Origin of the sequence: Enterococcus sp. HMSC076E04 (assembly GCF_001814285.1) — a bacterium.
Lineage (GTDB): Bacteria > Bacillota > Bacilli > Lactobacillales > Enterococcaceae > Enterococcus_B > Enterococcus_B lactis.
The window spans coordinates 1-24,316 of record NZ_KV815587.1; the positions used below are offsets into that span (position 1 = coordinate 1).

A 24,316-nucleotide genomic window follows, 5' to 3' on the forward strand; every position below is an offset into this window, starting at 1 on the left:
AAGGAGGCAACCGAAGTGACTTCGAAAAATAAAATACCTAGCAAAGCAATAATTCCAATAACTAAAAAAGACCGTTTTGACATACACATTCTTCCTTTAACCCTTATTTTCGCAGAATTTCTCAAAAAACAAATTTTTTGCTACTTTATCGCTACTTTATTGCTACTTTATTGCTCTATCATCGTTGGTTATTTTAAAATCAACATTCGATAACACTCAACCTAAAATAAAGGGCTCTCATTTCTTTAGAATTTTCTGCTATTTCCCATTGATACTAGGATAAATGAAAAAAGAATGGCATATGAGATAAACATGTCTATTTTTTACTGTATTTTGATTGAATACTGTGATAATTCAAAAAATTTATCCACACTTTACACTTTTCAATTGAAACCTTCTATGATAATGACCGCTTTCAAGTGTAAAAAAACACCTAAAAGCGGTCATTGGCTGTTATTCATAAGATTTTCCTAAGATAGTTAAATCAATCCGTTGATTATCCATATTTGCAACTTTAGGTAAATGCCCCCATTGCTCAAATCCATTTTTTTGGAACAGCTTGATGCTCGCTTGATTGATAGTAAACACAAAAGCTAAAAGTGTGTTGATCTTACAATCTTTCAGTTGCGATTCAGCAAAGGATAATGCTTTTTGTCCTAAGCCATGTTTTCGATAAGTTGAATCAATATAAACACTTATCTCTGCAGTATTTGCATAAGCTGGTCTCCCGTAAAAATCGCTAAGGCTCACCCATCCTACGATATTTTGATCGATTTTTATGACCCACAACGGGCGTTCTTTGGTTTGATGAGCATCAAACCATGCCTGTTTCGATTCTATTGTTACTGGTTCTAAATCAGCTGTAGATAAGCGAGTAGGAATCGCTTGGTTATAAATTTCTACGATTCTAGGCAAATCTTGGATCTGTGATAAAGCAAAGTTGATCATTGTTCACAATCCCCTCATACGTAATTGAGGTTATTATATCACTATCCTTCCTTGCTGCAATCATCTTTTGATATTTTTCTGAAAAATTGTTTTTCAATTACAGAGGAGTTGATCGGGAAATTCTCGTGTATCTGTAATCAAGGTCCTGCCGAATCCTGCAGTTCCCCTTATCCCATGAAAGTCAGAACCTCCGAAACAAGAAAAGTGATAGGTTTGGATGAACTCTGAAAGGACTTTAAGGTCTCTTAAGCGATGAGCTGGATGATATTTCTCCAAACCATCAATCCCGAATGAAGCGAGTTCAGGAATCAAATCATAGTTGTCAAATTTCCCTGGACATGCTAAAACAGTCAATCCTCCGCCGTATTTGATTGCTTCTATGGCATCATATACATTTATTTTTTTCCGATCATCAGAAACTTCTTCTGTCGTCATGAGTTTTTGATAAAACAGAGGATTTATTTGTGTACCATAACCTCTTTTTTTCAATAAACGATATAAATGACAGGGATAAAGTGCAGTTGCCGTCTCTGCTTCCTTCCAAAGTTCTTCTTCCTTCAAACGATAGCCTTCTGCCTGCAGTTTTTTTAACTTACATAAAGTTTGATTTGTTTGAAAATGGAGTAACGGTCTGCACAACTGCTCGATATAGCTCCGATTTGAAAGATTGTAGCCCAATATGCGGACATCTTTTTGTCTTTTCAAGTCAAAGGCACTAATTTCGATTCCTTCAATCAAATTAACAGGTGAATCATAGAATACTTCTTTTACTGCTTCTATCCCTGCGAATGTATGATGATCCACGATGGCTAAATGGTTTACTTCTTGGGTTGTTGCTAAAGACAAAAGCTCTTTTGGATGAAAAAAACCATTCGAATAGCAGCTGTGCACATGTAAATCTGCCTTCATTCCCGTTCTCCTCTTTCTATAAAAATTTATGTTTTGACTATATATTTTTCTTTTAATTTCAAAGAAATGAATTCTAGCAATACAGCAATCGTCAAGATCATATAGACCATTACACCAATCTCTCGAAAATCAAAATAAAAGTTACTAGCCATCGTCAACTGAAAGCCTAATCCTCCTGCACCAGCTGCAGCTCCTACTGCGATCGCATTTGTAAAATTGATTTCAAACCGGATGAATGTCCAAGAAAGCAACGTCGTAAAACAATGAGGGAGAACACTTTGAAAAACAATCTGCCACCAGCTTGCTCCACATGCTTTCAAACTTTCAATCATACCAGATTCCATTTCTTCAATACTTTCAGAATAAACTTTTGTCAAATAAGCAATGCTGTGAAAAGACATCCCGATAACTGCTGCATTCGCTCCTAATCCGATCAAAATAGAAAAAATCATGACCCATAAAATTGTGGGAACTGCTCGAATAAACGACATCAGCCCTCTTATCATATTGGAAAGAAAGCCGCTGCTTAAATTTCTGGAAGCTAACAGACTAAGAAAGAAGGCAAGAAAAGCACCAATCACCGTTGTTAAAACAGAGAGGCCAATCGTTACACCAAGGCTTTCTACTAAAGAGAACGCCGTAAATCTTCCAGATAACTGTGGACGTAAGAAAATATTGAACATATTGGAAAAAAAAGCAGAAACGGCTTCTGTTAATTTGACATTCCCGTAATCCATCGTGATTACCGTATATACAGAAACCAAACATAAAAATAGGAGCATAAGCTTTACAATGATCCGTTCTTGACGCCATAGTTTTACTTTTATTCTTTGATTTCTTTTCCTGAATGCCACTTTTGAATAAGAGGTTGGATTAAGTATGGCATTCGTTTCATTTGTCTGATAATCCATCATCAGCGGATCATCCTCCTTACTGTATTCGAAGTCGTCTCCAATACGATAACTGCGATAATGACAGTCAGCGTAACCATTCCGACTACATCGTATTGGAATCTTTTGTAATAAAAGTCAAATAAAAAACCAATACCAGTTCCTGTCAGTATCCCGACTAGCGTAGCATCCCGAATATTATTTTCAATTAGAAAAAGGAGCCAGCTAAGGAGCTGATTCAAACACATCGGCAAAACACCTTGCCAAATGATTTGCAAATAGGAAGCTCCTGATGCCATCATCGCTTCAATGACGCTGCCAGATACTTCATCGATTGTTTCCATGAAGGAACGGGTCAAATAACCAAATGTCGTAAAAGTAATCGCCAAATAGCCGGTAAATTCGTTTTGTTTAAAACTTAGCAACAAAATCATTACCCATACGACGATAGGGACATTTCTGAAAAAACTCGCCATGCCTCTAGCCATCACTTTTGTGAAACGATTCAACCCGATTTCTCTTGAACCAATCACAGCTGCTATCAAGGCAATTACAGCACCTGATGTCGTAGCAGTCACTGCCATCAGTATCGTCTGGATGAGTCTAGACACGATGATCGATAAATAGGCTAGAGAATCGTTTGTCGGAATAAAGTTGGAGAATAGCCAGGTAAAACTTTTTGGTATAGCAGAAAAAGCTGTTCCTGCCTGAAATCCTACGCCATGGGCTGAAATAAAATAAAGAAAAGCAATCAGCAAAATATAAAACAAGCGATATCTTTTTTGTTGTCTGAAAAATTTTTCTGCCTCTATCTTTTCCATTCTCTCATCCTTTACACTAATAATTTTTTAGATTGATAGATCGTTTCTATGTTTTCCTTTGTTAACTCAGACGGTCTTCCTTCAAATACGATTTTTCCGCTATTCACTCCAATGATCCTATCGGAATAATCGATGGCTGTTTCCACTTGATGCAAGTTGACAAGGCAAGTAATCGCCAATTCATTGGTTATTCTTTTTAAGTAATCCATGATCGTTTTAGCAGATTTTGGATCAAGAGAAGCTATTGGTTCATCACATAAGATCAGTGCCGGATTTTGCATGAGTGCTCTGGCGATTCCGACCCGCTGCTTTTGTCCACCACTTAATTCGTCACATCGAGTGTACGCAAATGCCGAAAGATCGACCTTTTCTATAAGATCAAAAGCCTGTTCTTTTTCTGCTTCTCGATAAAGCCCAGCAGCTCCACCGAGCGTTGTTTTATAACCCAAGCAGCCATGCAGTACATTTTCGATTACGGTAAGACGACTGACAAGATTATAGTGCTGGAAAATCATACCAATACGTCTTCTTTTCTTTCGCAGTTCTTTTCTTTTCAGTTCATTCATTTCCCTCTCCTCAAATCGGATCCTCCCACTGTCTGCTTCGATCAATCGATTGATCGTACGCAAGATAGTAGATTTCCCCGCCCCAGAAGGTCCGATGATCGAAACAAATTCTCCTTTTTCAAGTGAAAATGAAATGTCCTGCAATGCTTGATTTCCGTTTGGATAGGTTTTTGTAATATTTTTTACTTCTAATAGCATTTGGCTGTCCTTTCCAATCTCTTCTTATTTATTCATTTCTTTGATTTCATCGTAAAAGTCATCTGTGACTTCCACATATCGCTCATTTCCTTCTTTTGTGAACATCCCTGGGACATCAGCATCTTTTGGTGCAAAAATAGCTGTGTTTTCAGCCGTACTATCGGCAGTCATTCCTTCGATGATCTTATCGATATCTGCTTCCGTCAACGTCTCTTTGTTTGCTGCAATTGGTCCATTCAAGACCGGTATGGAAAGAATGACTTGTGCTTGTTCCCCTTGCACTGTGTCAAAAGGAGCTTGAGCATCTTTTTTTACTTCGTAAATGACTCCTGCCTTGTTTTCTTCTCCTTGGATCACATCAAAATATTGTGGCATATTCATAAAAGCAGCTACATCCGCGTCACCTTTTAATAAATTGATCATCGATCCTTGATGAGACCCACCAAACAACACTTTTTCAAAGAATAGATCATCCATGATAAGATCATCTGTATTCTTTAAATCAAAATGTTCAGCGATTTTGTTGCTCGGTACAGTAAAACCAGAAGTTGAGGTATTCGTGACGAAAGAAATCGTTTTGTCTTTGATTGGATCAATCGTATAGCCACCTGTTTTTTCATACTCTTTGCTGTTTTCTGGTTTCACCGCTAAAAAGCTGTAATATAATGCGTCTTCCAGCGTTCCGCTTGGCCCAGAATTGGTCAAGATGGCTTCTACTTGCTCATTTTTCTTGTTTGCTTCGATATAACCTTCTGCACCCATATAAGCTAAGTCTACTTGTCCATTTGCAATAGATTCCACGACCACGTTGTAATCTGTACTTGTCACTAATTCGACTTTCTTATCTGTAGCTTTTTCAACCACCGCTTTTACCGCTTCTCTTGCCGGTTCAAACTCTGCAGCAGATTCATTAGGGTAAAAAGCAATTTTGATCGTATCAGAGGATTGGTTTTGATTACCACTTACTGTCTGATTGGACGAACGACAACCTGCTAACACTATTAGAGTTGCTATTAATACTATACGCACCATTGTTTTTTCTATTTTTTTCAACTCAAACATATCTTATGCTCCTTTTATTTATTTGCTACATCTTTAGTGTACCTTCTATTTGTAAAGTTCTAATTTGTATCCTTCTTAATTCAAATAAAGATTGTAAAAACTATGTAAACACGTGATTTCTCTATTCAAAAAGTTTACCTAAGCAGGAACAAGTTTCTTTGGCTCTTTTCGGCTGGCTAGACCTAAACTGCTTTAAACAAAGATTTACAAAACTCGCTGTGCTGGAAATATTTTTACGACAGATTCTTCCCTATTTCGGTTAAAAACAAAAAGCATGACCTGCAACATGCAGGTCATGCTTTTCATTCACTCTTACTTTATTAAAGAGAAGTATCTGCGATAATTGCGATCAATTTCTTTCTTAACTGATCGAATTGACGATACGATTGATTGAATAATGTTTGCACAGACTGATGGCTGTTTTCCATCCAATTTTCTGGCTTTTCCTCTCCAAGAAAATCTGCTAGAAGCTGGTCTGTTTTTGTTTTGTTTATTTTCTCCGCTTCTTTTAGCAGATAAAAATCTTCTACACCACGATACAGTTCTTTATAGCGAAGGGACAAGAGCAGGCTGCCAGAGACAGATGGATAGACTAAGCACAAGTCACCAATTGGAAGTGAACTAGTATTATAACGGATATCTTCTCTTGCATGTTCCGGCCAGCAGTTATATGCCCACCTCAGCAGACCATCCGTTCCAAAATAATAAGCTAATGCGCCTTGTAACCGGCTTTCTGTCAATGGACTGTGTAAGAATGTATTTGGTTTATCTGGATAATTACAGATGTAGTATTGTGTTTTTCCAGGAAATTGTTCCTTCAGCCATCCATGGTTTTGACAAGTACAATAAAAAGATGTGACTGGATAGTCGATTTCTGAAATCAAGGCTTGTAAGACTGGTTCCTTGTCAAATGCCACTTTCAACTGCAACGTTGGTTCGATTTCTTTTAGACGTTTGACAGCTTCTTTAAACGTATCGATTTCATGAGCTTTTGGCTCATCTGCCATGAGACGAACTTTGTCCCAAATGTTCTTTTTCTTGAAATAGGTAAACAATTGCTGGAAATATTGTCTGAGCTCTTCTTGTTTTTCAATGAATGCCATTTGCTGCATTTCCTCATCATAATAGCGGATCACAAGTTTTTCTGGATGTTCTACTGCTTTATTCAAAGGAAAGAAAGGTGGCTGCCAGACGCCTAAAAGGCCGAACACATCGATTTCTTTATCGATCCCTGCTTCAAAAAAACAAGCTAAATACTTATCCAATATTGAAAAATCACACTGGATATTTCCTTCTTTTGTTTTGAGGACTTTGACCATTGAGTATTCATACAAGTTAGCTGGGAAATCTTTAACAATATAATTGAACCATCCTTTCCAAGGGATCTCTCCTGCAATGACTGTAATCGTTTTTTGGCCTAACTCAGCTAAGGTTGAAGCCATTGTCTGAATCAGTTCAAAATGTTGATTACTCCAAAGAGGCACTTGGAATGTACGAGAAAGATTAGAAGGTTGCTGCCAAATATCTAAATGGAAGGAATCAGTTACTTTATCACTGAACGTAAAGGCTTCTACGGTTACTTCTAATCGTTTCTGTCCGATGACTGTTTCTTTTGTCGTTATCCCTGCTTGATAAATCGTGATATCTATCGGATAGATACCGGATTTTTGTTGACGATCAACCGGGATTTCTACATAAATAGGAGCAAAACGATCACCAGAATAAGTATGTGCGTTTTCTTCCAACAGTTTATCCCCATAGAAAATATCGTCTTTTCCGCAATAATATTCAATAAAATTCGATTTGATTGGCAGTTCCGAGTTGATTTCTATCCGGTATATAGGTATTTCAATCGCATCCGGGATCGTAAATTGATCGTCTAAGCTGTAATGATTTTTCTTCCCATCATGTAGCAATAACTGAAATGCGGCTGTACTATTTCGATAAACAGATAGATTTTCGAGTGGTTCCGGTTCTTGGGCAAGCATACTTGTAGATGGTTTAAAGGTTTCGTTCGTCAGCAAGATATTCATGGACAACCTCCTGTTCTTTTTTCGGATAGGTATATAAAGAGAATTTGATGATTTTAGGCATATTACCGATATACGGCGTATAGCGCTCATCCCCATTCAAAACACGCTCTGTGATCCATTTTTTGCCTTCAAAGTATCCTTCTTCAAAATTCAAAATTTCTGAACGCCGCTCTTCATCTACTGCTTCGTGGAATAGCGCAAAGTTGCACCCAGCAAAAAAATAATCATTTTCTAATTGAAAAAAGAGACCGGCAGTGTTCAGCTGCTCTTTCTTGTCTTTACTTAAATATTTGATCAAAAATCGGTAATTTTCATCTTGATACTGATACGTCGTGTCCTTTTCCTTTTTAAAAGAATGGATCTTGAGTGTTTCATCCGTTAAAAATGGGGCTAGTTCTTTGATTATTTGATAACACTTAGTAAAATAAGGCAAACTTCCTGTCGGATCAAAAGCCGCTTGTTCTAATCCTAACTGTTTCAAGAAAGCCTGATCCTCGTCTATTATAGCTTCCGTACTTTTTCGAAGATCTTCGATTCCAAAAGGAGAATACAAAAGTGCTCCTTTCCCAAATGCATAGAAACAATTGGATAGATAGCTTAGATCTTTTCTTGTTTCTGGTATGAAAAGGGGTTGATCAATCATTTGATAATCTTGAATGATTTCCCGAACATTTTCTTCATAGATGTCTGGAGCAAAAGCCGTTAAGCTAGGTGCATTTTTTGCCCATACGTTTAATACATTTTTTGTAGGCCCACCACTAGGATAGTCGCCCGCGCGTTTTCCTTCTTTATGCAGCCAAGCATTGGTGAACAACGGGATATCTAACCATCTTTTTGCCTCTAATGCCATCTTTTCCAGTGCATGACTAAAGGCGTAGGCCATGAATGTCTCCTCTGGAAGTTCTTGCCAGTTTTTTGCTAGAGGATATAATTCTCTGATTTTTTCTGGAAGTGTGGATCCATATATTTGCCGTGCTTTTCTAGAGTGATCCCTTGCCGTTTCAAGACAGCCGACCTCGTTTTGGATCTGCATCATGCATACTTGATCTTTCAGCGGATGCTGACTGATAAATTGACATAGGCTAGATAATGCGCGACAATCTGCTTCAATTGCTTTCGTGCAAAATGGTGAGATACAGTTTAACTGCTCTTGCTTTTGGTTGACTACTCTCAAATAATTTTCTGTGTCTGTCTTGATCCATGAAGGAACATAAGTAGATAAACCGTTTTTCCATAAACCGAACCATAGAAAAACCAACTTGATCTTACTTTCAGCCGCTTTTTGTAACTGGGCTTCTATCAAATCAAAGTTGAATATTTCCGGACTTGTCTCGATATTTTCCCAATAAACAGGTACAAGCAGGGTGTTCAATCCGATATTGTTCACAAATGGCCAAATATTTTTTTCCATAGAAAGCACCGTGGAAGCTGCTGAATTATGCACTTCTCCGCCTAAGAGAAGACAGGGTTTCTCATCCATGAGAAAATAGAACCGATTGTTCTTTTTGATTATTTCATATTTCATTTGTATCCTCCGAGTATCGATTCTTTTATAGGAAAGTTCAATGGTACCAAGTCAATTCATTTACCCATTGACTGATCTTTGTTTTTGGAAATTTCTCTGGCGAAACCTCACATAGCTGGTTGAAGGACAAACTTCGAATGATTTTGAACCTACTTCTATCGGCTAAAAATGGCAGATGTTCAAGTAAGATCGATTGATTGGCTTCAATGGCGTATAAATTTTTGATTGGTACTTGCCAAATGTCTTCGATTTTTTGCGTAGTTTCCGCAGCTGCTTGTGTCCAAATGATTTCCAGCCACTCGATACAAAGCTCAAACCACTTGGCAAAACGAGGGTCCACCATCTCTTCACTATTTCCACTCCACTTATTTCCTAATGATAATCCGTGCTTTCCTTTTTGAAAAATGTGTGTTTCAAATGGTACATCATTTTCTTCTAACGCTCTTAAATACAAAAGAGAATTCTCGATAGGCACCACATTATCTTCGAATGTAGAAAACAAAAAAGTAGGTGGCGTTTGCGGTGTCACACACATTTCCAAAGAAGGAGCCTGGATCTTCATCGCTTCTGCAAAGGAGCTTAAGATGGCTGGATAAGCAAGGATACAAGCACTTGGTTTTCGATCGGACAAAGTAGACAAAGCGGCTGCTAAATGCCCACCGGCAGAAAAACCGATCACTGCAATTTTGGTTTGATCGATTTTTGCTTTTTCAGCTAGTAAGGCTATCAGATCCATGCTTTTTTCTGCATCCGCCAGTGCTTTGTGGAAATCACGGTGTTCTCCAACGTGATAGCGCAGCACACCTGCATGATAACCTTCAGCAGCAAATTTCAATGCAATCGGCTCTGCTTCTCTTTCACTGCAAAATCCGTATCCTCCTCCTGGAATCACTAGTATGAACGGACGTTTGTCAATACGGTGAAATTCGGGCTTTTCTTCATGAAGATAAACCGTTAGAGTCGTATTGGCTTCGTTGTCAATAGTCATCGTATCGATCTGCATAGGCTTACTCCTCTTCGTTTAATCCATTTTCAGCAATCAATTTTTGGTACCAATAAAAGCTATCCTTTTTATAACGATCCAACGTCTTCAAAGAATCGTCTGTTCGATCAACATAAATAAAACCGTATCTTTTTTCGATTCCTTCATGGGTGCTGATCAAATCGATCGCGCTCCACGGACAATAACCGATCACCTCTACACCATCTTCCATTGCTAGATACATTTGCTGGATATGCTGTTTCAAATAGTCGATGCGATACTTGTCATGAATTTTTCCATCTTCTGTTAATTGATCTTTTGCTCCTATTCCGTTTTCGGTTATCAATAACGGCAGACGATATCTTGAATAGATCTCATTTAATGTATAACGGAACCCTTCTGGATCGATTGGCCAGCCGAATTCAGTCATTGGCAAATGTGGATTCGTTGTCGCTTGAAAGAAGCCGGGGATCCCAAAGCCAGATTGCTGATCGATCTTGTTTTCTTTTTGATAATAGGCTGAAACAGTCATGGTATTGTAATAATTAAAAGCGATGTAATCGCATGTACCTTCTAACATGATTTTTTTGTCTTCTTCTGTTACTTCAGGACAGGCATTGATTTTTGACAAAATGTTCCAGGCATTATGGTTATAGACACCATAAACCGCAGCATCTAAAAACAACCAGTTTCTTAAAGCACTCATATTCATTGCAGCCAACTGGTCTTCTGGTTTATCAGAAGCAGCATATACACTGGCAATGTTCGGCGCGGGTCCGATCTTTCCTGGATAATTCCCATCATGATAATTTTTCGTGACCAGTGCTTGAGCAACGAGCATATGATGGTTTTCTTGAAACTTTTCTTTCATTGATTTATTACTTGTACCAATGATCGAACCAGCTAAAGCCATGACATTTTGTTCATTGATTGTTTGCCAATAGTTTACTTCTTGACCGAATGTGTCAAAAAGCAGTTGACAGTAATCAGCGAAAGCTTGGATTGTCGCCCTATTTTCCCAGCCTCCATTTTCATGGATCTCATAAGGCAAATCAAAATGGAACACCGTCACGATCGGCTCGATCTCATTTTCCTTCAATAATGCAATGAGTTTCTTATAAAACTCCAGCCCTTTTGGATTAACCTTTCCATTGGACATGACTCTACTCCAAGAAATCGAGAACCGATAAGCTTTTAACCCTAGCTCTTTAAATAAACGAACATCTTCCTCAAAGCGATGGTAATGATCTACCGCCACTTTGAAATCACTTGTTCCGTCAGGTATTTCTTTCATATCTTGAACAGACGGCGCTTTACCGTCTGCATCCCAAGCTCCCTCTGTCTGATACGCACTAGTGGAAGCTCCCCATAAAAAATCAGTTGGAAATCTCATTCAATCGTACTCCTTTCGCTGCACCGATCAGATTTGCTTCAGACTCAAAGGCGGCAGCTTCTATCGTCATTTTCGTAATCGTTTGTTCGATCATCGGCGACACAGAAAAGATGGCTTCATAGTTTTTCTGGATATCACTGATCAGCCTTTTTTGTTTACTGATTCCACCGCCAATAATCATTTTGTCCAAATCCAGCAAACATTGGATATTGAAACAGAGAATCGCTACTTGATTGCAGTATGTGCGATATAAAGTTTGTGCTTGTTCATCTTCTTTTTGATATAGATAATCAAATACAAGAGGTCCTTCTGGTTCACACTGAAATAATTTTGCCAGTTCTTCTACTAATCGAACAGCTGACAAATTGATTCCTGCAAATGATTCAGCCCCATTTATCCCACGATCTTGTATCAAGAAACTAACTTCTCCAGTTTGACAATGCGGCCCTTTTCTCACCTGCCCATCCAGCAAAAGTCCAACGCCGACGCCTGTTCCTAGAATAATTCCTGCACCATTTTCAATCCCTTTTAAATGACCGAAACTTGCTTCTCCCAATACAGCAGCTTTCGCATCATTTTCTACAAACACACGAACGGGCAGCTGTTTTTCTATTTCTTGCTTTAAATTGACTTCATTCAGGCATGCGACTGCTCCACCAAAAAAGACGGTTGACGCTTCTTTTACCGCACCAGGAACAGAAAATCCGACAAATTCAATGGGTTCGAGATGCTGATAAGAACGGATCAATTCGACAAGGACAAGGATAAAATTGTCCTTATCTGTTTTTGGTGTCTCTATTTGTCTTTTTTCTCTTATTTGCGTATCCATTATTAAAGCTGACTTGATATACGTTCCACCGATATCGATACTTAATGTCCACATGCTTTTCCCCTTCATTATGCTTCGACTTCTGCATTGATGATTTTTTCTGCTTTCGTTTCTGCTTCTTCTTTTTCCAGCGCCGCTTCTAACTCTAGTTCTTTCTTATCTGCGATCTTAATGAATGGGTACCACATCACCACACCGATTGCCATACAAATAACCATCAGAATCGTGTAGTTCAGTCCGCCTGATAAAGGCATCTTCACAAATGTAGGAGTTGTCCAAGGTAATAGCGACATCGTCGGATTCAAAGAAATCGGCAATATGGTAGTGGTTAATCCCCATGTAACGAATCCTGCAATCAATTGTGTAAAGATTTGTGGAATAAAGAAAATCGGATTCAAGATGATCGGCATCCCAAACATCAATGGTTCTGTCACATTGAATAAGGATGGAACGAAAGATAATTTTCCTAACTGTCGCATTTTGGCTGATTTGCTTTTAATCATGAAAAATGTCACGAATCCCATGAATCCAGCTGCGTACATCCCCATGTAGATAACAGATGGAATTAAATAGGGTAATGCTTTTCCTTCTTGGAAGGCAGCAATGTTCCCAACGACCATCGTCATACTGATTGCGCCTAAAGGTCCTTGCAAAACAGCATTATGGATACCGAAGAACCATAAAACAGCTAATAATTCCATGATAATGATGATCGATAACGGACTTGCTACTAAAGAATTCAATGGGGCATTGATTACGTCAATAAAGAATTGGAAAATCGTTCCTGATTGTGTCAAACCAAACAATACTCGCAAAGCAAATACAACAACAAAAATGATCGTAACGACAAATACTGGTGACAAAGATTGTGTGACCATCGGCGGCACACTTTCCGGTAATTTGATCATAATATTTTTCTTAGCTAAGAAGGCATAGAAACGGGTAATGAGCAAAGCGACAAGCATACCGATAAACAATCCTTGACCACCCAGATAATCCAATCGCAACGCACCGACAGCTTGTTCGACTGCTTTGCCGTCTTGTGTGACAGTCGTCATGACGGATTGCGGCATCAGCATAATGAAACTTGCCAAAGAGATGATGGATGCATTCCGTTCATTGGTCCCTAATTGTTTTGCATAAGAGAAAGCTAAACTATATACGACATACAACGAGAAAACACCTGTAGCACCATTAGTGATTGCTTCCACATGAGGAAAAATCCCCACATTTTTCAAAAAATCGATCCAGCCAGGAAATGGGAAATTTCCAATAATCGTAATGAAGGCAATCCCTAATGTAATTGGGCTTGTTCGGATAAATCCTTCCATCAATGCGGCTAACACTTTGTTCTTTTGTAATTTCTCCGACATCGGCAATAGTCTGCTGCTTAAAAACTGTTCTAATTTTTCCATCTTTCTTCTCCTTTTTTATAATTGAATTGTACGGTCATCTTCTGAATCTACTGTCGAGAGAGAAAAAGTAAATTCGCCAGACTCCCAAATTTTTTCCCCTTGATTGTTATAAAACATAAGTGCTTCTTTTGATACTGTATAGTTAATCAATTTTTTCTCATCTGCGTGTATGGAAATGACTTGACTCGCAATCAACCGTTTGACTGGTTGCACAATAGAGGCTGTCTTGTCTTTTACATAAATGTGGATAACCGTTTCTATTGGTGTTGCTGAATGATTAACTGCTTCATAAATAAATTGCAGCTTATCTTCTTGATCCTGTATCTCCTGCCAGTTTGCTTCGACTTTTCCATATGTTTTCCCGGCACCAAAAGCAAACAGCGGCTCATTGGATTCATCAATATACTTAGACACAAAACGGGTCGAATGCGTACTTGTTTCTAAAGGTCGGCCAGTTGAAGCATGTGCATAATAGATTGGGACCTGCCCCTCACTCCGTGGGAACGTCATACTAAGTCGAGCACTTGGCGCTGCTTCCCCTGCAAGAAGATTGGCAATACCGATGCCTCCCATCGTTCCAGGATACCAAACGAGCAGCAAACTAGAAAAATAAGGTTCGATCTCTGTTAGGACCAGCGGACGTCCGGTATATAAAATCCCTACGATTGGTTTATCCAATGCTGCTAACGCTTTGATCAAACGTTTTTGCTTTTCAGGTAATCGAAGGTTGGTTTTAGAAGCTCCTTCTCCACTTTCTAAAAGTTGTTCACCAATCGTCAGCAAAATCACGTCAGATTTTTCAGCAGTTTCCAATGCTTCTTGGATTAACGTTTCCTCGTCCTCAATCGTTCCATTCAGTTGTTCAATTCCGGCTTTTAACGGTCCAAATGGTTCATAGGAATCAAACAGGTTGAATCCTTTTGCAAATAGCAGCTGTTCTTTTGAAAAATGCTGTTCTAGTCCATCTTTGAGCGGGATACTATCTTGTGGTTTACCACTTACAGAGGCCCAGAACCCAATTGTCAGGCGACTTTTGCCGTAAGGTCCGATAACTGCGATTTTCTGATGTTTTTTTAATGGTAGTGTGTCGTCATTCTTCAAGAGGACACAACTCTTTTCGACTAGCTTGACTGCTACTTCTTTCGATTCTTCCGTCAAGATTTCTCCCGTGTTCTCTTCTTCGAGTCCTCGGTAAGGGTCTTCGAATAATCCAAGTTTGTTCTTCAAGACTAAGATTCGCCACACTGCCTCATCCAACAATTGTAAAATTTCTTTGTTTTCTTCTGCTAATTTTTCTAAAGAATTGGCATAGACAGACGTCATCATATCGAAGTCCACACCGGCTTCTAACGCCTTTTTAGCTGAGTCTGCTTGATCTTTCGTGTAGCCATGTACTTGCAACTCTTCAATAGCCGCATAATCAGAGACCAGTACACCGTTAAAGCCGAACCTCTTTCGAAGAATCTCCCGGTTCAGCCAGCGATTACCGGTAGAAGGCACACCATTCAACACATTGAATGCGGTCATGACTAGTAAACAATTGGCTTCAACTGCCGCTTGATAAGGAGCAAGGTATTCATTGAAGAGTCGTTGGTTGGACATATCGACGGTATTGTATTCCCTTCCAGCTTCTGGGGCACCATATCCTGCAAAATGCTTGATACATGCACCAACACGGTATTTGTCAATCAATTGGAGATCGTCTCCTTGGTATCCTTGGACAGCGTGTTTAGCAAACTCTTTTGCAGTATATACATCCTCTCCTGGAGACTCCATCACCCGTCCCCAACGAGGATCTCTTACTAAATCAAGCATGGGGGAAAATAGAACATGTAGTCCGCTTAAATAACTTTCTTTTGCTGTTTCTTGTGCGGCTTTTTGGATCAATTCAAAATCATACGATCCCGCTTGTGCTAGTGGGATAGGAAAAATGGTGCGAAAACCATAAATAACATCCGACATAAAGAGGAGCGGGATTTTTTTACTACTTTCTTCCATTATTTTTGTTTGGATTTTTTTTAGCTTTTCGGGTTCATTGATATTATAAATGGAACCAATCTGACTTAAATCAAAATCATCAGGAAAACATAACTCCTTTGTTGGACCAGTATTCATCACATCACTATCAGTAAACAAGTCGCCGTTCAACTGGACTGTTTGTGCGATTTTTTCTTTTATTGTCAAGGAATCGGCTAGTTGCTTTAATTGTTTTTCATCCATTAGTTTCTCCTTTTTTGTAACCGTTTTTACATTTTTAATTATAACGATAAAATTTTCTTTGTTATACAACAAAAGAAGACTTTATATAAAAATAGAAGGAAAATACCTGAAAAATTTAATATTCAATATGTTATTTTTGCGTTACAATGGAAGAAAAAGGATAGACAGGAGGAAAATAATTGAAACAGACAGCGATTTCTAAAATAATGGATTTGTTATACAAAAAATATCTGATTCCCATGGTTTTATTTGATTCAAGCGGCAAAGTTTGCCATCCGGAGATTTCATGGGATATACATCCTATCATGGAGACATTCACCTCACCGAAAGAACATCAGCCCGTATGTTTATTTAATCACTTTCCTTTTATGTTTGCTAAGCTTGATTTTATGACAGACAGCAAACCCTATTCCTTATTGATCGGCCCTTGCGGCATGATTGGAGAATCTCCCGATACATTTCTATTCAAAGGCCATGTCTATCACTACGGTATTCACTATACGAAAGAAACAACTGCAGCATTTGAAGAATTCGTTCAGCTTGCCTATGCTTTTCTAACACACAAATTATTGAAAAAAGAGGAATTGCACTGGATTTACCAAAAAGAAATCAAGCAGCGCTCGACCACAGATCAACGGTTGGAGGACAGTCTATACGACCGGCGGATGCAAGAAGCCACTTTTGATTCTTATCAATTCGAGCTTCGATACACAGAATACATCAAACGGAATCAGCCAGAAAAGATCGATTGGTTATTCAAAAAGATGCAAGAAACGTATCATGTCGAGTTATCCGAAAATGAATTAGAAGGTTTGAAGCTGAAATTCTCTGCTTTTGTTGCCATACTGACACGTATCAGTATTGATGAAGGAGTCCCAATCAATCAGGCCTTTAGTTTATCAGATGCCTTGATCCAAGGCTTGTTCCGTATCCATTCTTCTAATGAATGGCACACTTATATGAAAGAGGCGACTTATCGTTTCATGGAACTGATCCATCAGCAACCTCTAGCCGATAAATCCATGCTAGTCAAGCAACTAATCAATTATATAGACAGCCATATTTACGACCGTGTAACGCTTGACGAGCTAGCTGAGACATTTGACAAGCACAAAACACATCTTTCTGCTTTATTCAAAAAAGAAATGGGCCAAACGATCCACTCCTATATCCAAGAACGGAAGATCAATGAAAGTAAACATTTGTTGCTTTTTACGGACAAGAGTTATAAAGAAATCAGCGTATTGCTTTCATTTGCAAGTCAAAGCCATTTTATTCAGGTCTTTAAAAAAACAACTTCCCTTACGCCAAGAGAATACCGCGATCAACATTATGCTTATTCCGTTCATTAAAACGATAAAAGTGCATATTTTCTGATTAATAAAAAAACAAATATCATTTAAGAGTTGAGTGCCCTCTCTCTTCAAATATACCCGAGCAGCGAGTTGGAAACGATTTATAAGCGTTTAGATACACTGGTCTTTTCTTCTTCTGATTTGTTTATTATCGACATTGATTTAAAGACATTGCATAGTGGCATTGATTTTGCTAAAAAAATACGGAACAAGAATCCAGAATGCTCGATTATTTTTCTATCAAACGATAATACACGCGGATTAGAAATCATTAATCAGCAGATTCGCCCAGATCGCTATCTTGATAAATCAAACTTAGAAGAAGTTGCACAATCATTGAAACAGCTACTTTTAGAAAAATTGGAAGCTCAAAAACAATCTTCCTCTATCATTGAACTGCAAGGCGCCACAAAGGTCTTTTTGATTGCGCCAGATGAAGTCAACTATATCTCAACGATCAATGGTTCTCGTTCCACCTTGGAATTTTATGGAACAAATGAGAACTTCGTTATTCATGATAAAATGAAAAATATCAAACAAAAATTCCAAGACTATCATTTCTTTAATGATCTGAAAAGTTTTTCTATCAACCCATTCAATATCAAAGAAGTAGATAAACAAATGATGGAAGTCCATTTCAAAAATAAAGATACACTTCTTTTAAGTTCTTCTAGTGTAAAAAAATTGTTACGCCATATTGACCAACTAAAACAAACAAACGGGTAGGACATGTCTGTCTTGCCCGTTTTTAACTTCCTTATTCCACTTTGTTAGCTATTCATACAGTTTTACTGATTGACTTCTCATAAATCGTCAATTCCAAGACAAACATTTTCGTACGCTTTAAATATTTGATTCCATAGTTGGCATTTAGATATTTATCCGTGATTTTCGAAAAGTTATAAAGACCGAGTCCCCCATTTTTTTTCGTTGAGCTTCCTCTTTTCATCAATTTAGCTAAGCTTGTTGAGGACATATCAGCAGGATTCTCGATTTTGAAATAAAACCGCTCCTTTGTTTGATTGATCGTAATACTGATTGGCTCTTCTTTTCTTGTTTCATCACAATGCTCAATGGCATTATTCAGTGCAATAGATAACAGACGAAGAACATCGATATAATCTGCCTTGATATTATTGATGATATTCAGAACTTGGATATCATAAGAAATGCCAAACTGATTGGCTCTTTCCATAAAATGATAAAAAAGCCCGCGTACTGCCGGATCACTGATTCGCTTCAAGGGATTGTGTCTCGCATCATCGATCGCTTCTAAAGAATAATCCTTTAAATGGGTCAATAGTTTGATAGAATTCTCCTGACTGTCATTCATCAAGCTGTATTCCAACGCAGAAATATAATTCAAATAATCATGACGGAAATCATCTAATTTCTCGTAGTATTCTTTTGTCTCCTGATTGTCTTTCAAATAAAGTTCGATCACTTGGAACTTTTTCTTATATATAATAAAGACAATAAAAAAAGCAGTATAAAAAATACTATATAAAAGCGTGATGATCGAAGTAAGGATATAATCCAACGAGTAAAAACTAATACCTAAATGAAAGATGTAAATCAGCACATAAATCACAACAGATAAAATCGTCAAGCCTTTCAGTTTTTTCGTATAGCCACTAAAATAATCGAATATATCATACTTTTGATCTGCTTTTCTGATCAGCAAAAATAAACTAGTTGCTAGTACTAATTCTACTGAAAGATTCAAATAGCTAGTATAAAATCCCAAATACCTTGGAATATCGATTGCTAAGAAAAAGGAAATACCTACCACATTCAATAAAAAATTTTGTAACAGGATCGATAAAAAAATGTTTTCTACCAAAAGATATAAAAACCAACACATTGCAGCATAAGCGATTGCAAAGAAAACGAATGTGTATGGAACAAAAAACATATTAGCTATCATTAGCCCCAAATAAAACAAGAGGAATCGCCATTTTGACGCCCCTTTAAACAACAGACTCATCCAAATAAACAAATTTAGATAAGCAATGAGAACAAACATGATTGACTCCATCAACTAACTCCACCCTTTCGCCCCTATCATAACAAAAATAAGAAGGAAAAACAGCCACGTTTCCCCTTCTTATTTTTTATGGTGCTCTTTCGATCGTCCATTCCAACTGTGACTGATATTCACCAGTATAAGCGCCTGGTGAAACAGCTAACTGGAATTGATGGTTCGCATCTTGTTGCAGAGAATAATCCGTAGCATTGTTTTGAACGACTGGCAAGCCCACTGCTGAGCTATCATTGATTGACAGCTTTTCTTCCCCATTCAGATAGGTCAATTGCGCAGGCAAATCTCTTGTTCCGTCAGAAAAAGATGTGGTCTGTTTGACTTTAAGCTGCCAATCTTTCGGAATTCCTGTCGTATCTTCTACAACTACCCCAACAGTTGCTTGTGGTGAAGAATAAACAGTGGTACCGGAAATAACCATCTTATTGAATTGGATCTCCGGATCGATCGATTTAAAGCTGACGTTTCCTTGTTTCAATATGATTTTAAAACTTTCATGATTAGATAGCTGACCTTCTGCATCTTTGGCATAAACTTCTACTTGATTATCGCCAATGTTAAGATCAGCGAGAGAAATCTCTTGTGAGAAAGGAAGCCATGAGTCTTTTGCTGTATTGCTGACATTGTCTTGCAAGACTCTTTCTTGCCCATTCAGCTTATAAAATAAAGAAACAGCATTGCTGTCTTTATCTTTCCATTCCCCATCGATCGTCAATGACTGATCTGTCGGGAACACACTGACGGAGGCATTTGCTAAAGAATCAGAGAGTTTGATTTGTGGTCTTAAAGCTTCATCATTTAAAATTTGGTAAGAAGTTTCATACGGTCGTACTGTATAATTATCCCCAATAAATTCTGTAAAATCTTCTGCTTTAATTATTTTTTGGTTAGAATCAATATTTTTGACTTTTACATCAAATGTTATTTCTACACTTGTCCATTTATTTTCATGCACGTCTCCTAAATCATTGGTCAATTCAGGAGCGATTAGATGATTTTCTGGTGTAATCTGTGGTTCTTCCTTCGTTATCGTACCTGTTTCTGGGTACTTAACTGCTAATGTATGAGGGACATATTCCACATATGGATTAAGAAATTCTTCTCCCACTACATCTGTCCAATTTTGAATTCCGCCTAAATAAGTTGCTTTTAAAGAATAAGTCAAAGTGTCACCCATGTTTACATCTTTATTAATGACACTTGTGTTATTTTTCAATACATCTGTGGTAGTTTCTACGTTAACAGCTTTAGGCAGTTCTGAAAATACTACAGCATTAACGTTAGAATCATCACCTGTAGTTCCTGTGAACCCCCAATAAACATAGTCACTGGAAAATACAGTTCGTGGAAGATTACAAACTCTGCTTTGTCCATCAAATACATAGGTAATTTGCTCTGTAATATGATCATAGTGGACTTCAAAATCATGCCATTGTCCATTGGAGAGAGAGCCATTTGGTAGATTGATCGGCTCTGTCAGCAAATTGTGACGTACTTTTACCTTCTGTGTAAGCCAACTTGAATATACATCATAGGTCTCTGGATTTCCTGGCATAGTTGCTGCAATATGATTTGGACCAGGTTTATAGTTGTGGCTATTTTCGTCATATGCATTACCTTTACCTTCATTTTGATGCGTATCAAATTCAATAGAAAAACTGTTTTGTAGTGCTTCTTGTGCAGCTTCAGTGCTGTTTCTAGCTTCTTGTGAAGAATAAACGCCTAAAGCTCCACCTTCTGTTGAACTTGAAAAAGCATTATTACCTCTTGGATCGTTTTGAAGCGTGAAAGTAATACCATCCGCTGCGTATCTTCCTTTGTTTCCTAAATACAATTTCATTTTTGTATCAAAATCTTTGTTCAAGTCTAATTGATAGTTAGTGGCTGACCACAACGCAGCTCTTTGATCCCTATTATCATCAGTGAGAACACATACATCGTTTCCATTTTTATTCTTAGCAATCGTAGCATGACTATTGCTCCCAACTGGCACTAAATTAAACGCATCTGCTAAACTTGTACCATCTGGCGCATTTAAAATAACATCATTTACTGATTCGGCTCTAACCTCTTGTATTTCAAAAATAAGAAAGAGAGAAACAAGACCCAGAATCGAAAATATTTGTAAAAATAGATGGATATTTTTATTCACCTTTTTTTTCAATATTCTCACCTACTTTTTTTGTTTAAGTAATTTGTAACTTAAAAATGCGATGATCAATAATAACAAGATTCCGACTGTGATGATAGCTGGGAGATATGGGATTCCTTTGTCTTCTGTCACTGCTTCTTTGTTGATCTTTTTGGCTTTTTCTGACTGGATCGTAAAATCAGTTGTCAGATGCCATGTTTTATCTGTATTGCCTTCGTTGGCATCGATCGTCACCGTATAATCACCAGCTTCGATCTTCTCCTTATTCAAACTGATTGGAAAGTCAAAGTTCGTATTAGGGGCAATCGACATATTCTCCTTTTTTGTTTCATAAAGAACATCTTTTGACCCTTTTTTCGTGATTTTCGCATCAAAATTAACTTTGCTGATGATTCCAGGTGTTGGATTTTGCACATTAGCAAACACAGTCGTATAGGAATTTTGCAGACCAGCTTTTGCTGAGTTCAGTTTCAAATCGGGCGTGACGGCATCTGTATCGTTTTGCAGTTTCACACCGATCACGTACGCATATTTATTACGGATTGCTGTTCCGTCTACTTTTTCACTCACATTATCTTTTTTACTGATGTGTATTCCACCAAGAATGATTCCTTTAAAATGATCTTTTGGCATTTGAACTTGGAAAGTCACATCTTTGGATTCGCCAGCTTGTAATTCAATTTCTTGATTTTTAGGAGTGACTAGCTGATTCAATACATATTTAGCAGACGGATCTTTCTTCAAATCTGTTTGTCCGTAGTCAATGACCCCGTTACTGTTTGTGGCAGCATTATTAACATCTACGTTAAAAATCGCTTTTTCTTTTGCTGAGTTAGCTAAATGGATTGAAATCTCTTTTTTTTGATTTGGATCTAATTGCAAATCAAAGTAAGAAACGTTTTTATTTTTTTGAAAGTCGGGAATATTTGCATTGACGCTATACGCTGATTCATTTGAATCAGCGTATGTCGTCAATGGCATCACTACAATACTTAATAAACTAAGAGCAGCAACAAACAATGATTGAAGTTTGTTCATTTTTCTCTCCATTCTAAGCAGTTGGGCCTGCTGTGAGTGTCCAAGTGATCGTTGATGTGTATTCTTTTGCTTGCGCAGATCCTGAAGGGACAGATAATTGAACATTTGTATTGTTTCCTTCTGTTCCTTTAAAGACATCCAACCATGTTCCTTGACCTTTTAAACTATCGGCTGTCATGACTGTTTTGGCTTCAGTGTTGTCAAAGATCAGATCACTTGTTACAGGTGCTTTACTTGTATTATCAGAAGTTGTTTCTGCTACTCCGTTTTTAAATGATAATTCTGCACCTTTTAACTCTGAATTGTCACTAGCAACAAATTTTGTAGCTGCAGCCGTTAATGTCCAGCCGCCTTCTACTCCACGTTTATCAGTAATCTGAACATGTGGCTCTGCATTTTCAGCGTTGTATACTTGGCTAGTCGTTGAGATATCTTTTGTGCCAAATGTGATATTTGAGACATAGTCGATTGACAAAGGACCGTTATCTCCTGTACCGTGGTTATCTGGGTCGTCCGGATCTACTGGGTTCACTGGATTGTCAGGATCATCTGGATCTACCGGGTTTACTGGATCAGAGTTATCTCCTGTAAATGTGATCTTTGCTGTAGAAGTTGCAGAATCTTTGGTTGGCTCTGTTTCATCTGCTTGTACGTTCAATGTGCTTAATAATGAGCTTGTTAGCAATACTGTCGCTGCTAATGTGTAGAATACTTGTTTTTTCATCGTTGTTATTCTCTCCTTATTCGTTCGTAATAAATGTTTAATTAAGCTGGTGCGTCTGATAAAGTCCAGACAAGTGTAGCTGTGTAATCACCCACTAAGTTACCTGATGGGACTTTAAGCGAAACATTTGCTGTATCCATTTCATCTGCCCATGTCCCTAAACCAGTATTAGCAGCTGCTGACATGATGTTTTGCGCATCATTATTCACTACTACTTTGCTTGTAGTAGGAGCTGCAGAACTGTTATCTTCCACGGTTTCTGGTGTACCCACTGGTAATGTTAGTTCTGCACCATTCAATGTTTTATCTTCTGAAGTAAATCCTGGTTTTTCTGTATCGTAACTAACTTGTAAATTCCAGCCAGCACCAGTTCCTCGTAGATCTGAAACTTGGACTTCGGTTGTTAACGCTGGTTTTTCAGCAGTATATGTTTCGGTTTTTCCTGAAATCGTTTGTTTTCCAAAATCGATTTTTGACATATAATCGATACGCAAGTCCCCAGTATTTCCAGTTGGATCATTTGAAGGAGGATTATCATCAGGGTCGATTGGATCAATTGGACCTACAGGATGATCTGGATCTTGTGCCGTCAAACCGATCTTTGCAGTACTTTTCCCATTTAGGCCATCTGCATGTACAGCTAATGTTCCTGCCAAAAGTGTTGTACTAATTAATGCTGCAGCTAAAATTGTTTTTTTCATTCTCTATTCCTCTTTCTTTTCCAAAATATTAACAACAAACTGATTACTAAAAGAAATATTCCACCCCAAGTAATAAATGATTGCTGAATCTCGTTGGTTTTTGGGTATTTCTTTTGTCTGGATTGATTTGCCGATTGTTCGGCATCTTGCGAGGATGGTACGGATGGATCGGTTGAGCTTTGCGGAACACTTCCTTCAAAAGTGATACCTACACTACTTTTTTCACTTGCAGCAAACACTACTTGGTTGAAAGCAGAAAGTTGTATCAAGCAGCTCAACACAAAAACCAATGTCAAACATTTTCTAAATCTTTTCATGAAAGCTCCTCCCATTTTTCTTTTCGAACACCTCCAAAGTTATAATCTTCATTTCTTTGTAATGATTACAATCCAGAACAACGGTTATTATAGCTGATTCATTTCCGTTCTTCTTATGTTTGTAAGCGCTTATTTAACAAGTTATGTAAATCTCTTTATTTTTTTTGATTTAAAAATGAAAAAATACAAAAGCAAGA

The 24,316-nt window shown here is 37.9% G+C and carries 21 protein-coding genes and 1 pseudogene; 3 read left to right on the forward strand and 19 right to left on the reverse strand.

Annotated features, from left to right (window positions below; genetic code table 11):
- The coding region (locus HMPREF2961_RS15520) for a hypothetical protein (RefSeq protein ID WP_218083193.1) at positions 1-213 on the forward strand (213 nt) is incomplete at its 5' end.
- Positions 214-453: 240 nt separating this feature from the next.
- On the opposite strand, the gene HMPREF2961_RS05200 is transcribed toward HMPREF2961_RS15520, so the two are convergent.
- The 13 genes from HMPREF2961_RS05200 to HMPREF2961_RS05260 all read right to left on the reverse strand — a co-directional run bounded on the left by HMPREF2961_RS05200 (position 454) and on the right by HMPREF2961_RS05260 (position 15,791).
- On the reverse strand, positions 454-948 hold the full coding sequence (locus tag HMPREF2961_RS05200) for a GNAT family N-acetyltransferase (protein ID WP_070704133.1): 495 nt from the start codon (positions 946-948) through the stop codon (positions 454-456).
- Positions 949-1,041: 93 nt separating this feature from the next.
- The gene (locus tag HMPREF2961_RS05205) at positions 1,042-1,857 is read right to left on the reverse strand and encodes a PHP domain-containing protein (protein WP_070704136.1); all 816 of its coding nucleotides are present in this window, start codon (positions 1,855-1,857) and stop codon (positions 1,042-1,044) included.
- Between the two features lie 26 nt (positions 1,858-1,883).
- The gene (locus tag HMPREF2961_RS05210) at positions 1,884-2,771 is read right to left on the reverse strand and encodes a PhnE/PtxC family ABC transporter permease (protein ID WP_083314209.1); all 888 of its coding nucleotides are present in this window, start codon (positions 2,769-2,771) and stop codon (positions 1,884-1,886) included.
- Positions 2,771-3,568: a phosphate/phosphonate ABC transporter permease gene (locus HMPREF2961_RS05215; RefSeq protein WP_070704139.1), complete on the reverse strand. Its 798-nt coding sequence runs from the start codon at positions 3,566-3,568 to the stop codon at positions 2,771-2,773. The genes HMPREF2961_RS05210 and HMPREF2961_RS05215 overlap by 1 nt, the downstream gene beginning before the upstream one ends.
- 11 nt (positions 3,569-3,579) lie before the next feature.
- The gene (gene phnC / locus HMPREF2961_RS05220; protein WP_070704143.1) at positions 3,580-4,332 is read right to left on the reverse strand and encodes a phosphonate ABC transporter ATP-binding protein; all 753 of its coding nucleotides are present in this window, start codon (positions 4,330-4,332) and stop codon (positions 3,580-3,582) included.
- A gap of 24 nt (positions 4,333-4,356) precedes the next feature.
- Positions 4,357-5,394 (reverse strand): phosphate/phosphite/phosphonate ABC transporter substrate-binding protein, encoded by a 1,038-nt coding sequence (locus tag HMPREF2961_RS05225; RefSeq protein ID WP_070704146.1) that lies wholly within the window; start codon positions 5,392-5,394, stop codon positions 4,357-4,359.
- A gap of 320 nt (positions 5,395-5,714) precedes the next feature.
- Positions 5,715-7,427, reverse strand: a complete 1,713-nt coding sequence (locus HMPREF2961_RS05230) for a DUF4091 domain-containing protein (RefSeq protein ID WP_070704149.1) — start codon at positions 7,425-7,427, stop codon at positions 5,715-5,717.
- Complete coding sequence (locus HMPREF2961_RS05235; RefSeq protein ID WP_070704152.1) at positions 7,396-8,952, reverse strand: DUF5597 domain-containing protein; 1,557 nt, start codon at positions 8,950-8,952, stop codon at positions 7,396-7,398. Before HMPREF2961_RS05235 ends, HMPREF2961_RS05230 begins: the two co-directional genes overlap by 32 nt.
- 37 nt (positions 8,953-8,989) lie before the next feature.
- On the reverse strand, positions 8,990-9,955 hold the full coding sequence (locus HMPREF2961_RS05240; RefSeq protein ID WP_070704155.1) for an alpha/beta hydrolase: 966 nt from the start codon (positions 9,953-9,955) through the stop codon (positions 8,990-8,992).
- A 4-nt stretch (positions 9,956-9,959) separates the two neighbouring features.
- A complete protein-coding gene (locus HMPREF2961_RS05245) occupies positions 9,960-11,327 on the reverse strand; it encodes a glycoside hydrolase family 1 protein (RefSeq protein WP_010732257.1) in 1,368 nt (455 codons plus the stop codon).
- Entirely contained in the window at positions 11,311-12,225 is a 915-nt protein-coding gene (locus tag HMPREF2961_RS05250; protein ID WP_083314210.1) for an ROK family protein, read from the reverse strand. The genes HMPREF2961_RS05245 and HMPREF2961_RS05250 overlap by 17 nt, the downstream gene beginning before the upstream one ends.
- Positions 12,225-13,571 carry a PTS sugar transporter subunit IIC gene (locus HMPREF2961_RS05255; RefSeq protein ID WP_070704161.1) on the reverse strand — a complete coding sequence of 449 codons (1,347 nt, stop codon included), beginning with the start codon at positions 13,569-13,571 and terminating at the stop codon, positions 12,225-12,227. Before HMPREF2961_RS05255 ends, HMPREF2961_RS05250 begins: the two co-directional genes overlap by 1 nt.
- A gap of 15 nt (positions 13,572-13,586) precedes the next feature.
- Positions 13,587-15,791: a glycoside hydrolase family 3 N-terminal domain-containing protein gene (locus tag HMPREF2961_RS05260; protein WP_070704164.1), complete on the reverse strand. Its 2,205-nt coding sequence runs from the start codon at positions 15,789-15,791 to the stop codon at positions 13,587-13,589.
- 206 nt (positions 15,792-15,997) lie between these two features.
- On the opposite strand from HMPREF2961_RS05260, the gene HMPREF2961_RS05265 reads away from it, so the two are divergent.
- Complete coding sequence (locus HMPREF2961_RS05265) at positions 15,998-17,143, forward strand: helix-turn-helix transcriptional regulator (protein WP_083314212.1); 1,146 nt, start codon at positions 15,998-16,000, stop codon at positions 17,141-17,143.
- Positions 17,144-17,194: 51 nt separating this feature from the next.
- Positions 17,195-17,872, forward strand: a pseudogene (locus HMPREF2961_RS05270) (LytR/AlgR family response regulator transcription factor); the annotation flags it as partial.
- A gap of 52 nt (positions 17,873-17,924) precedes the next feature.
- Here the strand turns inward: HMPREF2961_RS05270 and HMPREF2961_RS05275 are convergent.
- From HMPREF2961_RS05275 to HMPREF2961_RS05300, 6 genes are all read right to left on the reverse strand, one after another.
- On the reverse strand, positions 17,925-19,184 hold the full coding sequence (locus HMPREF2961_RS05275) for a GHKL domain-containing protein (protein ID WP_070704170.1): 1,260 nt from the start codon (positions 19,182-19,184) through the stop codon (positions 17,925-17,927).
- Positions 19,185-19,260: 76 nt separating this feature from the next.
- A complete protein-coding gene (locus tag HMPREF2961_RS05280) occupies positions 19,261-21,339 on the reverse strand; it encodes a lectin-like domain-containing protein (RefSeq protein WP_256277977.1) in 2,079 nt (692 codons plus the stop codon).
- 21 nt (positions 21,340-21,360) lie between these two features.
- Positions 21,361-22,377 carry a WxLIP family cell surface protein gene (locus HMPREF2961_RS05285; protein WP_025476900.1) on the reverse strand — a complete coding sequence of 339 codons (1,017 nt, stop codon included), beginning with the start codon at positions 22,375-22,377 and terminating at the stop codon, positions 21,361-21,363.
- Positions 22,378-22,390: 13 nt separating this feature from the next.
- Entirely contained in the window at positions 22,391-23,101 is a 711-nt protein-coding gene (locus tag HMPREF2961_RS05290) for a WxL domain-containing protein (protein WP_070704176.1), read from the reverse strand.
- Between the two features lie 41 nt (positions 23,102-23,142).
- Entirely contained in the window at positions 23,143-23,802 is a 660-nt protein-coding gene (locus tag HMPREF2961_RS05295) for a WxL domain-containing protein (protein WP_070704181.1), read from the reverse strand.
- Complete coding sequence (locus HMPREF2961_RS05300) at positions 23,799-24,119, reverse strand: LPXTG cell wall anchor domain-containing protein (protein WP_058128757.1); 321 nt, start codon at positions 24,117-24,119, stop codon at positions 23,799-23,801. Before HMPREF2961_RS05300 ends, HMPREF2961_RS05295 begins: the two co-directional genes overlap by 4 nt.
- Positions 24,120-24,316: the final 197 nt, after the last annotated feature.

Excerpts from the sequence above, each read along its gene's own strand:
- HMPREF2961_RS05200 (WP_070704133.1), bottom strand. The coding sequence starts at position 948 with ATGATCAACTTTGCTTTATCACAGATCCAAGATTTGCCTAGAATCGTA.
- HMPREF2961_RS05205 (WP_070704136.1), bottom strand. The coding sequence starts at position 1,857 with ATGAAGGCAGATTTACATGTGCACAGCTGCTATTCGAATGGTTTTTTT.
- HMPREF2961_RS05210 (WP_083314209.1), bottom strand. The coding sequence starts at position 2,771 with ATGATGGATTATCAGACAAATGAAACGAATGCCATACTTAATCCAACC.
- HMPREF2961_RS05215 (WP_070704139.1), bottom strand. The coding sequence starts at position 3,568 with ATGGAAAAGATAGAGGCAGAAAAATTTTTCAGACAACAAAAAAGATAT.
- phnC (WP_070704143.1), bottom strand. The coding sequence starts at position 4,332 with ATGCTATTAGAAGTAAAAAATATTACAAAAACCTATCCAAACGGAAAT.
- HMPREF2961_RS05225 (WP_070704146.1), bottom strand. The coding sequence starts at position 5,394 with ATGTTTGAGTTGAAAAAAATAGAAAAAACAATGGTGCGTATAGTATTA.
- HMPREF2961_RS05230 (WP_070704149.1), bottom strand. The coding sequence starts at position 7,427 with ATGAATATCTTGCTGACGAACGAAACCTTTAAACCATCTACAAGTATG.
- HMPREF2961_RS05235 (WP_070704152.1), bottom strand. The coding sequence starts at position 8,952 with ATGAAATATGAAATAATCAAAAAGAACAATCGGTTCTATTTTCTCATG.
- HMPREF2961_RS05240 (WP_070704155.1), bottom strand. The coding sequence starts at position 9,955 with ATGCAGATCGATACGATGACTATTGACAACGAAGCCAATACGACTCTA.
- HMPREF2961_RS05245 (WP_010732257.1), bottom strand. The coding sequence starts at position 11,327 with ATGAGATTTCCAACTGATTTTTTATGGGGAGCTTCCACTAGTGCGTAT.
- HMPREF2961_RS05250 (WP_083314210.1), bottom strand. The coding sequence starts at position 12,225 with ATGAAGGGGAAAAGCATGTGGACATTAAGTATCGATATCGGTGGAACG.
- HMPREF2961_RS05255 (WP_070704161.1), bottom strand. The coding sequence starts at position 13,571 with ATGGAAAAATTAGAACAGTTTTTAAGCAGCAGACTATTGCCGATGTCG.
- HMPREF2961_RS05260 (WP_070704164.1), bottom strand. The coding sequence starts at position 15,791 with ATGGATGAAAAACAATTAAAGCAACTAGCCGATTCCTTGACAATAAAA.
- HMPREF2961_RS05265 (WP_083314212.1), top strand. The coding sequence starts at position 15,998 with ATGGATTTGTTATACAAAAAATATCTGATTCCCATGGTTTTATTTGAT.
- HMPREF2961_RS05275 (WP_070704170.1), bottom strand. The coding sequence starts at position 19,184 with ATGGAGTCAATCATGTTTGTTCTCATTGCTTATCTAAATTTGTTTATT.
- HMPREF2961_RS05285 (WP_025476900.1), bottom strand. The coding sequence starts at position 22,377 with ATGAACAAACTTCAATCATTGTTTGTTGCTGCTCTTAGTTTATTAAGT.
- HMPREF2961_RS05290 (WP_070704176.1), bottom strand. The coding sequence starts at position 23,101 with ATGAAAAAACAAGTATTCTACACATTAGCAGCGACAGTATTGCTAACA.
- HMPREF2961_RS05295 (WP_070704181.1), bottom strand. The coding sequence starts at position 23,802 with ATGAAAAAAACAATTTTAGCTGCAGCATTAATTAGTACAACACTTTTG.
- HMPREF2961_RS05300 (WP_058128757.1), bottom strand. The coding sequence starts at position 24,119 with ATGAAAAGATTTAGAAAATGTTTGACATTGGTTTTTGTGTTGAGCTGC.